Below are 11,918 nucleotides of genomic sequence, written 5' to 3'. Positions count from 1 at the left end.
TCTCCTGTTTATTTAATAAAGTGTTGGTATTCATCGGCAGAAAAACCCACGATGTAGCGGTTATCTGAAGAAACAAGTACAGGACGTTTTATCATTGCAGGTTCGTCGAGCAATACTTTTTTGGCGCTGTTAGCATCAATAACTGAGTTTTTTTCATCTTCAGTTAGTTTTCGCCATGTTGTTCCTCTTTTATTAACAAGAACTTCCCAGCCCAAATGCGCGATAAAGGTCGATAACAGCTTATCATTGAGACCATCAGCGCGGTAATCATGAAATTGGTAGGGAATTTCATTATCTTCTAAGTAACGGCGTGCTTTCTTAATGGTGTCACAGTTTTTAATTCCATACATAATATAAGACGAAGAAGGGGTGTTTGGCATCGCGTAGTCCTCTGATGACTTACTATTTTGCTTAACATAATGCGCGAAAATGGTTTTTTGGTCTACCCCTTTGAATAGGAAAGATTTATTATTTATAAATGAAAACGTTAGTCATATACTGAATGACGGACTATTATTAATACTTGTTAATTAATAAACTTCATATTAAATGAGTTTAAAATAATAATTTTTTGTGATTAAGTTATTAATACATCATTTATTTTGAACGCATATAAAGTAAGCTAGCTTCTAATCTCGAACGAACATGTAGTTTCTTTAAAATATTTCTAATGTGAACTTTTACAGTTTCTTCCGAGATAAATAATAACTGTGATATTTCTTTATTTTTTAAACCGGCGGCCATTTCATGGATAATTTCACATTCACGACGGGTTAAGTTAGATAATGGTTCTGTTGTTTGATGGCGAGTAATCAAATGTTGGTATATTTTTTCACTAAAAACGTGATGGCCCGCAGTTGCCTTTTTTAAGCTATGCATTAGCATATCGAGATCGCAGTTTTTTAATAGATAGCCTTGAGCACCTGCATCAATAGCACTATAGACATCTGTTTTCATTGTGGATAATGAAAGAACGAGTAGGTAACTGTTAGTGCAATGTTTACGCAGTAATCGCATGGTTTCAAACGTTTTATTTCCATGCATATTAATATCAATCATAATCATATCAGGCTGTAAACGCGTAGCAATATTAAGTGCTTCTGAGCAATTACAACTCTCTGCAGTAACGGTAAAATGTTCATCGGAGTCCATTAACTGACGTAATCCAAAACGGATAATAGGGTGTTCATCGATAATCATAACGGTGTGATTAGACATAGTTAATTCCTTTTTATGTCCTAGCGCTTAATGAGATAATATTAAGAATTAAAAATTAACTATTAGAACTATTATTTAATGACTTGATTTAATCTATTTGTTAATAATTTAAATCCCATGAATTACATGACGAAATTATGTTTTAATTTTTATTTTAATTTCTTCTTGTTATTTAAATAATACATTAAATTTGTGAAAATAATAATGAAGATTTAAGTAAGTAATTTATTTGTAGAAATAGAGTTATAACTAATAATATTGCTATTATTCTAAAACCCGAGAACGCTTTACTTAGTTTTTTACTCATTTTCATCGTAACCAAAAGATTTTTCTGGAAATTGCCAGCATGATCATGATTTGCTAGAAAGATGTGTTTATACTGTTATCGCTCTTACCTTACCTATTTTGAAAGGACTTGATGATGGATGATAAATTAAAACAAAGTGCTCTTGATTTTCATGAGTTTCCTCATCCAGGGAAAATAACTGTAACACCAACTAAACCCTTAACGACGCAACGTGACCTCGCATTAGCTTATTCGCCAGGTGTTGCCGTCCCTTGTCTTGAAATCGCAGCCGATCCTTTAAAGGCATATCGCTATACTGCAAAAGGAAACTTGGTGGGTGTTGTTTCAAACGGTACGGCAGTGCTGGGTTTAGGCAATATCGGTGCTTTGGCCGGTAAGCCTGTCATGGAAGGAAAAGGCGTATTATTTAAGAAATTTTCTGGTGTTGATGTCTTTGATATTGAAGTCGATGAAACGGATCCAGACAAGCTTGTTGACATTATAGCCTCGCTTGAACCTACTTTTGGCGGTATTAATCTCGAAGATATTAAAGCGCCAGAGTGCTTTTATATTGAACAAAAACTGCGCGAAAGAATGAAAATTCCGGTGTTTCATGATGACCAACATGGAACCGCAATTATCTGTACAGCTGCCGTCATTAATGGTTTAAGGATCGTCAAAAAAGAGATTGGTGAGGTAAGGCTGGTGGTATCGGGTGCCGGTGCCGCATCAATTGCCTGTATGAATTTGTTAGTGGCGTTAGGATTAAAACGTGAAAATATTACGGTGTGCGATTCAAAAGGTGTGATTTATAAAGGTCGTGATGACCGAATGGATGTGACCAAAGCAGCATATGCGATTGATGATAATGGCCAACGTACTTTAGCGGATGCAATTCCAGACGCTGATATTTTCTTAGGCTGCTCAGGCCCTCGTGTTTTAACACCTGAAATGGTGAAAACGATGGCTAAAGATCCGCTTATTTTAGCGCTCGCTAATCCTGAACCTGAAATTCTGCCGCCATTGGCAAAAGAAGTACGCCCAGATGCAATTATCTGTACTGGACGCTCAGATTATCCAAATCAAGTTAATAATGTTCTGTGTTTTCCATTTATCTTCCGTGGTGCATTGGATGTCGGCGCAACCACTATCAATGAAGAGATGAAATTGGCCTGCGTTTACGCTATCGCAGACCTCGCATTAGCAGAGCAAAGTGAAGAGGTTGCCTCTGCTTACGGTAATCAAGATTTATTTTTTGGTCCTGAATATATTATTCCTAAGCCATTTGATCCTCGCTTAATTGTGAAAATTGCGCCTGCGGTGGCAAAAGCAGCGATGGATTCTGGTGTTGCAACCCGTCCAATTCAAGATTTTGATGCCTATATTGAAAAACTCAATCAGTTTGTTTATAAAACAAATTTATTCATGAAACCTATTTTCTCTTTAGCAAAAACAGCGAAAAAACGCATTGTTTTAGCTGAAGGAGAAGAAGAGCGCGTATTGCATGCGACGCAAGAGTTAGTCTCACTCGGTTTGGCATTCCCTATCTTAGTAGGGCGTCCAAGTGTTATTGAGATGCGCATTGAAAAATTGGGCTTACATCTTGAGCTCGGTAAAGACTTTGAAGTCGTCAATAACGAAAATGACCCGCGCTATAAAGAATATTGGCAAGAATATTATCAAATCATGAAACGTCGTGGTGTGTCACAAGAAATGGCGCGTCGTGCAGTGATAGGTAACCCGACTCTCATCGGTGGCATTATGGTTTTACGTGGTGAAGCTGATGGCATGATCTGTGGTACTGTGGGAAGTTATGGTGAGCATTACAATGTGGTTAAAGACCTATTCGGCTTCCGAGATGGCGTCCACACGGCTGGTGCCATGAATGCATTACTCTTGCCTACGGGTAATACATTTATTGCTGACACCTATGTTAATGAAGATCCAACCTCAGCAGAACTTGCTGAAATTACGCTTATGGCCGCAGATACCGTGCGTCGTTTTGGTATTGAACCAAAAGTTGCATTGTTATCGCGTTCAAGTTTTGGCTCTTCTGATTGCGCGTCGGCTCAAAAAATGCGCGATACATTAGCATTGATTAAATCTCGCGATCCTCACCTAGAGATTGACGGTGAAATGCATGCCGATGCGGCATTAATTGAATCAATCAGAAAAGATGTTATGCCAGATAGCCCATTAAAAGGTTCTGCTAACTTATTGATTATGCCAAATATGGAAGCTGCTCGTATTAGTTATAACTTATTGCGTGTAACGAGTTCAGATGGTGTGACAGTAGGACCTGTGTTGATGGGAATAGCAAAACCGGTACATATTTTGACTCCGATTGCGTCTGTACGCCGTATCGTGAATATGGTGGCATTAGCCGTAGTTGAAGCTCAGACTAATCCACTTTAATTATAAGGCCTTAAATTAATAGGGTTTTATATTTTTAGTTTAATTTAAAAACAAAAGACTTCTATTTTTATAAGTAGAAGTCTTTTTAATTGTAAATGATTCTCATTATCTGTATTTTGAGTGGATTAACTACTTAGATATGGAAAATATAATGATATCAGTTGGATTGAAGGGCAGTGCATCGATTCTTTTTATCGGGCTATTATTTCTGACCGGATGCGCTCAAAAAATAGTGCAATCTCCCGTTCAGTTAGATAATAAGCTAACCGCTCAAGGGAAAATTATCGATCTATCGACAGGAAAAGCAATTACGCCACAACAGCTAGTTCAACAGCTCTCGCAATCTCCTAGAGTGATTGTCGGTGAAAAACATGACAATCAATACCATCACCAAATAGAACAATGGCTTTCACAAGAAATGCCCAAAGTAAGACCTCAAGGATCTGTTTTACTTGAAATGCTTACACCTTCACAACAAGCTCAGGTCAATAATATTAAAGCTGAAATGCAAGGTAATCTCTATATACGAGATGAAAAATTGCAATCAACACTTAAATGGCAAAATGGTTGGCCATGGGAGCAGTATGGTGAATTGGTTAAACAGCTATTAAAAACGCCTTACCCATTATTAACTGCCAATCTTGATAAACAAGAAATAACAGAGGCTTATCATAATTCCCCTGTATTAACGGGGGAGCGTTCAACGCAGCCCATCGTTAAGGAAATCATTAGCAAAACAATTGAAAGTTCACATGGTGGTGAATTAACGGCTGAACAAGTAGACAAGATGGTTGTTATTCAACAATTACGCGATCGTAGAATGGCTGAATCACTCATTAAGGCTCCAACACCTGCACTTTTATTTGTCGGTGGTTATCACGCAACAAGAGCCATCGGAGTACCGTTACATGTACAAGATCTTGATGAAAATGCTGAATTTAAAGTGTTGATTATCTCTGAGCAAGACAATGAAATTGATCATTTACATGCAGATTATGTTTGGTACACACCTAAATAATCAATAACGAAATAGTTTCATATCATGAATAATCAATGACTTCTGCGAATGATTTAGTCGAAAATATAAGAAATAGTTTTCATTTGCATTTGTTATTGATTATCATTCACGCTTTGTGTGATTAAAGATAAAAATGAATACAATGACTTTAGGGCAAGGACAAACATTTAAAATGGCAGGTTCAGCCGTTTTAGCTGTTGTTTTACATATTGTAATTATTAGCTTGTTTATTCATAACATGTATGAAGAACAACGAGAACAGCTATTGCCACCACCTTCGGTGATCATGGAGCTTTCTATTGATGCGCAAGCTGAGCAATTAACTGAATTAAATATAGGTCAAACTCAAGAATTATCAGTGGCAAGTGAAGCACAAGAATCAAAAACAGAAGAGATGGAAATTCCTTCGGTGCTCATCAATGAACAAGCTGAAATTTTAGTGACGAAAACAGACAAGAAAAAGTCACTACCTGAGCCTAAAAAAGAGCAAAAGGAAAATAAGGTTCCAAAAATTAAAAAAATTGAAAGTGATCATTCAAAAGCGAGTGATGCACCAGTTACGAGTGACGCTGCTGCGTTAAAAAAATTTGAACGCATAGCCGCGCAGATAAATAGCCAATCTCAGTCACAACTGGATGAGAAAAGGCGTTGGGAAGCTTTGGTGCTCGGGCAGCTTAATAAATTTAAGCGCTACCCCGCAGATGCTCAAAAACGAAATCGAATGGGTAGTCCTGTTGTTAAGTTTGAAGTTGATGCGCAAGGTTATGTTTTAGCGAGCTCATTAGCGGCAAAATCAGGAACTCAATCCTTGGACAGAGAAGCGCAAAATGTGCTTTCAAGAGCTGAACCATTACCCCAACCACCTGCTGACATGTTGATAAATGGACGTGTGATAGTAGAAATGGCAATTGATTTTACGATAAATAATGATTAATTAGTTAGGAAAAAAAATGTTCAAACGATTACATTTATTGTTAGCATCTCTTGGGGTCACTAAATTTTGTATTATTACACTCTTTGGATTATATGCAGGGAATAGCCTTGCGGAGGATTACATGTCAGCACCTAAGGCAAAAAAACAACCTTATACAATGACAATGCACAACGATGTACGTGTAGATGATTATTATTGGTTAAGAGATGACGAACGAAAATCACCAGAGATAATCGATTATCTAACCGAAGAAAATAACTATACTAAACAAGAGCTTAAACTTGGCGAGTCGCTAAGAAAACAAATTTATGACGAATTGCTTTCTCGTATGAAGCAAGATGATGAATCAGTTCCGTATGATTATAATGGTTATACTTACAGAACGCGGGTTGAAGCTGGAAAAAACTATTCAATTTATGAAAGACGCCCGATTGATAGCAAAGGTGAATGGACTTTGCTTGTCGACGGCAATCAACGGGCAGATGGCCTAGAATATTATCGAATGGGCGCATTAGCCATCTCTCCTGATAATACGATGATAGCAATTGCAGAAGATAAACAAGGTCGCAATGAATTTGCTGTTTCTTTCCGTAAAGTTGGTGATAAACAATGGCAAGAAGCAACATTAACAAATACGTCGGGCAATATTGTTTGGGCTAACGATAACAGCACGTTATTTTATGTAAATAAAGACAAACAAACTTTGCTGCCATACCAAGTTTTCTCGCATCAATTTGGGACAAAACAAGCACAAGATAAGCTGTTATATGAAGAAAAAGATGATACTTATTATGTGAGTTTATCTAAATCGACTTCTAAAGATTATATTTTAATTGGTATCACGAGCACTGAAACGTCCGAATATCGATTGATTGATGCAAATAATCCTACACAGGAAGCCAAAGTATTCAAAGCTCGCCAAACCGGTGTTGAATATTACCCTGATCATTTTGATAATAAATTTTATATTCGTTCTAACCATGAAAACCCATTATTTGGGCTCTACACGAGTGAAAATAATTCTGATGCATGGATGACGTTAATTGCGCCTCGTGATGATGTTGATTTAGAAGGTTTTGAACTCTTTAATCAATGGCTTGTATTGGAAGAGCGTGCTAACGGCTTAGTCAATATTCGCCAAATCAATTGGCAAACAAAAGCTGAAAATTATGTCAGTTTTGATGATCCTGCCTATATGGCATGGGTCTCAAGTAACCCTGAGCCAAATACGAATAAGCTGCGTTATGGCTATTCTTCAATGACTACACCTTCTTCTATCTATGAAATAGATATGCAGACGCAAGAAAAACAGTTATTAAAACAAGAAGAAGTACCTAATTTTGATAAAGCCAATTATCAAAGTGAGCGTTTATGGATAACGGCGACGGATGGCGTAAAAGTTCCTGTTTCATTGGTCTATCGTAAAGACATGTTCAAGGAAGGCAAAAATCCGTTGTTAGTATATGGTTATGGCGCTTATGGCTATGGCCTCGACCCATCATTTAGTTCTTCTCGTTTATCATTACTCGATCGCGGTTTTGTATACGCTATTGCCCATATTCGCGGTGGCGGTGACTTGGGTAAAAACTGGTATTTACAAGGTAAAACAATCAATAAGATGAATTCATTTACTGATTTCATCGACGCAACAAAAGCGTTAATAAATCAAGGTTACGGTCAAGTAGGGCATATTTATGCAATGGGTGGTAGTGCGGGAGGCTTGTTGATGGGAGCGGTTGTTAATATGGCCCCTGAACTGTATGAAGGTGTTGTTGCCGCCGTTCCATTTGTTGATGTGGTGACGACAATGCTTGATCCTTCAATTCCACTGACTACTGGTGAATATGACGAGTGGGGTAATCCTGAAAATGAAGATGCATATTGGCGCATAAAATCTTATAGCCCTTACGATAATATTAAGGCACAACAATACCCTCATTTACTCATTACTACTGGGTTGCATGACTCTCAAGTACAATATTGGGAACCTGCTAAATGGGTGGCAAAATTACGCGATATGAAACAAGGTAATTCAATATTGTTATTAGAGACAAATATGAATGCGGGACATGGCGGAAAATCAGGGAGATTTAACGCGTTAGATGATACCGCTTTGGATTATAGTTTTATCTTGATGTTAGAAAATAAAGAGGTTTATTTTCCTCGTTTAAAGTAATTAAATAATAATTAGCCAAGAGCTAAGATAGTGAAGGGTAACGGTAGCAAGTTATAGTGAATAAATTATAATTTACTGCCGTTCTCTTATTAGCGGTAGCAAATTTTCCGCTGTGGCATGTGAGCACATAAGTAATTCATGTGTTTACAGGAATGGTTTGATGAATAATAAAATAATATATATGGGGATCAGTTTAATCATAACTGGATACCCTAGCTTTTCTTTTGCTCAAAATACACAGCAACCAACTAAGACAGACGATAAAGTGGTGAAATTTAGTCGATTGAAGGTTTCTGGGGCGCAGAAACAAACGGCATTAGTCAAAGCATTAGAAAAACCCGGCGCCTTTAGTGCTGTGGGAACTGAAAATAAATTGCAGTCAATGGATAAAATTATCCGCACCATGCCCGGCACCTATACGCAGATGGATGCCAGCCAAGGTGCTGTGAGTGTTAATATTCGTGGGCTTAGTGGTTTTGGCCGTGTCAATATGATGGTCGATGGGGTAACGCAAAGTTATTACGGTATTTCCCCAAGTAATTATACCCACGGGCAACAACCAAATAATGAATTTGGTGCATTAATTGACCCCAACTTTATTGTGAAAGTTGAAGTTGAAAAAGGGCAATTAAATGGTAGCAATAGTATTAATGCATTAGCTGGAAGTGCAAATTTTAGAACAATTGGTATTGATGATGTATTACTTGACCATAATTTATATGGGTTACGTAGTAAAGCGAGCTGGGGAGATAACGGTCTTGGTTATAATGGTATGGTCGCTGTTGCAGGGAAATCGGAATTAAACTCAGAGGATGGCTATATCGGTGGGTTAATTGCCGTCAGTGGGCACAATATTCCTGGCAGCTATAAAAATGGATCTGGTTATAATAGTGAGGATTTTGCTACTGACTCAACCTATAAGCAAAAGCCTCAATCACAACTCACTAAATTAAAATTTAAACCAAATGATAGCCATGAATTAGAATTTAGCGGGCGCTTTTTTCAAAATAAATTAACACGTCGAAAAATTGATAGTGAAGATTATTACCTTAAATACAAATATACACCTTTAAATGAACTTATTGATTTCGAGTTATTAGCGAATCATGGAAAAAGTAAACAACAATTTGAAGGTGACTCATTAGGTTGGGCATTGAGGGAAGGTAAATCAGAAAATACGGCAGATGGCATTAATATGTTTAATACCAGCCGTTTTTCTTATGGCGCTGTAGATTACCAATGGTTAGCAGGTTCAAAACTGATGAAAACTAAATATCAGAAAGAAGTTAGCTCGGTTATCGATCAAGATACGTTGATTTATAATCCATTCTCACCAAGTGGAACGCAAGACTTAATAAGTGCTTATACACAACTTGAGGCTAAATATGATATTTATACGGCGACATTTGATTTAAATTACACCCATTATCGTTTAAATGGCTATAAACCTGCTTGTAATGAAACGGAAAAATGTTTCCCGCAAGAAGAAGCAAACTTAAATCTACGAGAAGGTGGATTTAACCCAGGGTTATTATTATCCGCAGAAGTGATCCCTGAATTTCAACCTTTTGTCAGCTACGCACATTCAATGCGTGCACCAAATTCGCAAGAAGTTTTTTATTCGCAAAATGGTGGGCAATCAATGAATCCGTTTTTAAAAGGAGAAAAGGCACAAACATGGCAAATTGGGTTTAATAGCTTTAGACCAGATTTAGTGGTTGAAGGCGATCAATTTAATTTAAAAGCACTTTGGTTCCATACAAAAATTAAAGATTATATTACCAGTAAACCTTACTTATTATGTCGCCCAAGGAATGATGCCGAATTTGAATGGTGCTTAATGAATGATGATGTTTGGGATAAAGAAGGACCTGACATTATACAAAAAAGTTATATTTATACTAATGACCCTCGTGATGTCAATTTACGCGGCTATGAATTACAAGCCAACTATGATGCAGGTGTTTTTTATTCTACAGTTTCGTATACAAAGGAAACTGGCGATCAACCGAACTCAATAGCGCGGATGGCTGATTTCAGTGCGGGTGATTTTACAGAATTACCTGATTATTATCTTACACTAGATACGGGTGTTAGGCTGTTAGACGAAAAATTAAAATTAGGGACTATGATCACATGGACGGGTCCATCGAAACGTATTGGTGTGGAGTCTATCGTAGATAATAATGGTGATGCTTTAAAAGATAAATATGAGAAGCAACCCACAGTAATTGACTTATATACAGATTATGAAATGAATAAAAACATCAAATTGATGTTCACGGTTAACAATATTACCAATGAAAATTATTCTGATGCATTAAATCGCGCAAACTCGACGGCTATTATGGAAGAGAGAGGCAAAAATAATGCCACTGCAAGAGGACGAACTTACATGCTTGGTGGGCAGGTGCGTTTTTAAGCAATAAATAAATTAACCACCACTTATCTGCATAAATTTCATTGGATAAGTGGTGGAAATGTTCATTTGGTTATTTTTTTTACTTTTAACTTTTGAATGTTGGTGATTTCGCTTTCAACCCAACCATCATTAAGGCGTGTTCTTAGTTGTTGACCTAATTTAACTTGATTAGTTTTTTTCAATACAGCGCCTTTCGCTGTTTCACTAATACTAAATCCACGAGCAAGCGTAGCTAAAGGGCTTACTGCTTCCATTTTTGAACATGCCACTGCAAAACGTTGACGATAACTATTTACAAGTCCGGACATCATATTTTGTAGATGATATTGAGTTTGTTGAAGTTGTCGTTGCTGTTTTTGCAGTTGTGGACGCATATCAGTCTGCAATAAACGACGTTCATATTTCTCAAATTGAAAGGTGGATTTTTGTAATTGGCGAGTCATCAACTGAGTTAATTTTTGCTCAAGTAAATTAAGTTGATGATGTTGTCTTGCAAGACGTAATTGTGGGTGTTGTTGCTGTAATCGATGCTGCAAGCGAGAAAATCGTTGCTGCTGGCTTGCCAGGTAATAATCCATTGCCATTTGAAGATGCTGTTGCTGAGACTGGATTTGGCGTAACATTTCAGTTTGATTTCGGCTCACTAACTCGGCCGCGGCAGACGGGGTTGGTGCTCTTACGTCAGCAATATAATCTGCTATTGTCACATCAGTTTCATGACCAACAGCACTAATAACAGGTAGTTTACTTGAAAAAATAGCTCTAGCGACGATTTCTTCATTAAATGCCCAAAGATCTTCTAAAGAACCACCTCCACGACCGACGATCAGCACATCACACTCATTACGTAAATTAGCAATTTCTATTGCGCGAGCAATAAGTGCAGGAGCCAATTCACCTTGAACGGGAGTTGGATAAATAATGACGGGTAAAGAAGGGTCACGACGACGCAGTATATGTAAAATATCATGTAGCGCCGCACCTGTCGCCGACGTTACGACTCCAACACATTTTGCAGGTGTAGGTAACGGTTTTTTATGAGCAATATCAAACAGGCCTTGTGTATTCAATGTTTGTTTGAGCAACTCAAAGCGCTGTTGTAATAATCCTTCACCTGCAGGTTGCATACTTTCAATGATGAGTTGATAGTCACCACGTGGCTCATACAGCGTTACTGTGGCGCGGACAAGCACTTGCTGCCCATTTTGCGGACGAAAGCTGACTCGGGTATTTTGACCGCGAAACATTGCCGCACGAACCTGTGCTCGGTCATCTTTTAACGTCAAATACCAATGACCGGAGCTTGGTTGTGAAAAATTAGAAATTTCAGCGGTGAGCCAAATTCTGCCCATTTGGCTGTCTAACAGCTCGCGAACAGACTGATTGAGCTTGCTGACAGAATAAATTGCGTTATTTTGTTGTGTCGACATGTGAGCCAGATCAAATTTT

Annotated in this window: 8 protein-coding genes; 5 read left to right on the top strand and 3 right to left on the bottom strand. The window is 37.7% G+C overall.

What is annotated here, in order from left to right; all coding sequences use genetic code 11:
- Nucleotides 1-8: 8 nt before the first annotated feature.
- Nucleotides 9-380: an ArsC family reductase gene (locus tag ACTH6U_RS09385; protein WP_294105860.1), complete on the bottom strand. Its 372-nt coding sequence runs from the start codon at nt 378-380 to the stop codon at nt 9-11.
- Between the two features lie 217 nt (nt 381-597).
- Entirely contained in the window at nt 598-1,218 is a 621-nt protein-coding gene (locus ACTH6U_RS09380; protein WP_294105863.1) for a LuxR C-terminal-related transcriptional regulator, read from the bottom strand.
- A 421-nt stretch (nt 1,219-1,639) separates the two neighbouring features.
- On the opposite strand from ACTH6U_RS09380, the gene maeB reads away from it, so the two are divergent.
- The 5 genes from maeB to ACTH6U_RS09355 all read left to right on the top strand — a co-directional run bounded on the left by maeB (nt 1,640) and on the right by ACTH6U_RS09355 (nt 10,469).
- Nucleotides 1,640-3,919 carry an NADP-dependent oxaloacetate-decarboxylating malate dehydrogenase gene (gene maeB, locus ACTH6U_RS09375; protein WP_294105866.1) on the top strand — a complete coding sequence of 760 codons (2,280 nt, stop codon included), beginning with the start codon at nt 1,640-1,642 and terminating at the stop codon, nt 3,917-3,919.
- A 151-nt stretch (nt 3,920-4,070) separates the two neighbouring features.
- Nucleotides 4,071-4,937 (top strand): ChaN family lipoprotein, encoded by an 867-nt coding sequence (locus tag ACTH6U_RS09370; protein WP_441832071.1) that lies wholly within the window; start codon nt 4,071-4,073, stop codon nt 4,935-4,937.
- 133 nt (nt 4,938-5,070) lie between these two features.
- Nucleotides 5,071-5,871 (top strand): energy transducer TonB family protein, encoded by an 801-nt coding sequence (locus tag ACTH6U_RS09365; protein ID WP_441832070.1) that lies wholly within the window; start codon nt 5,071-5,073, stop codon nt 5,869-5,871.
- Nucleotides 5,872-5,887: 16 nt separating this feature from the next.
- Nucleotides 5,888-8,047 carry a S9 family peptidase gene (locus tag ACTH6U_RS09360; RefSeq protein WP_441832069.1) on the top strand — a complete coding sequence of 720 codons (2,160 nt, stop codon included), beginning with the start codon at nt 5,888-5,890 and terminating at the stop codon, nt 8,045-8,047.
- 160 nt (nt 8,048-8,207) lie between these two features.
- The gene (locus tag ACTH6U_RS09355) at nt 8,208-10,469 is read left to right on the top strand and encodes a TonB-dependent receptor domain-containing protein (RefSeq protein WP_441832068.1); all 2,262 of its coding nucleotides are present in this window, start codon (nt 8,208-8,210) and stop codon (nt 10,467-10,469) included.
- Between the two features lie 62 nt (nt 10,470-10,531).
- On the opposite strand, the gene xseA is transcribed toward ACTH6U_RS09355, so the two are convergent.
- On the bottom strand, nt 10,532-11,899 hold the full coding sequence (gene xseA, locus ACTH6U_RS09350) for an exodeoxyribonuclease VII large subunit (RefSeq protein ID WP_441832067.1): 1,368 nt from the start codon (nt 11,897-11,899) through the stop codon (nt 10,532-10,534).
- Nucleotides 11,900-11,918 lie beyond the last annotated feature (19 nt).

Source organism: Providencia sp., from assembly GCF_052096715.1.
Lineage (GTDB): Bacteria > Pseudomonadota > Gammaproteobacteria > Enterobacterales > Enterobacteriaceae > Providencia.
The sequence above is the reverse complement of the archived record's forward strand: the minus strand, read 5'-3'. Positions and strand labels throughout refer to the sequence as shown.

Bases quoted from the DNA above. Each gene is read 5' to 3' on its own strand.
- ACTH6U_RS09385 (WP_294105860.1), bottom strand. From the start codon at position 380: ATGCCAAACACCCCTTCTTCGTCTTATATTATGTATGGAATTAAAAAC.
- ACTH6U_RS09380 (WP_294105863.1), bottom strand. From the start codon at position 1,218: ATGTCTAATCACACCGTTATGATTATCGATGAACACCCTATTATCCGT.
- maeB (WP_294105866.1), top strand. From the start codon at position 1,640: ATGGATGATAAATTAAAACAAAGTGCTCTTGATTTTCATGAGTTTCCT.
- ACTH6U_RS09370 (WP_441832071.1), top strand. From the start codon at position 4,071: ATGATATCAGTTGGATTGAAGGGCAGTGCATCGATTCTTTTTATCGGG.
- ACTH6U_RS09365 (WP_441832070.1), top strand. From the start codon at position 5,071: ATGAATACAATGACTTTAGGGCAAGGACAAACATTTAAAATGGCAGGT.
- ACTH6U_RS09360 (WP_441832069.1), top strand. From the start codon at position 5,888: ATGTTCAAACGATTACATTTATTGTTAGCATCTCTTGGGGTCACTAAA.
- ACTH6U_RS09355 (WP_441832068.1), top strand. From the start codon at position 8,208: ATGAATAATAAAATAATATATATGGGGATCAGTTTAATCATAACTGGA.
- xseA (WP_441832067.1), bottom strand. From the start codon at position 11,899: ATGTCGACACAACAAAATAACGCAATTTATTCTGTCAGCAAGCTCAAT.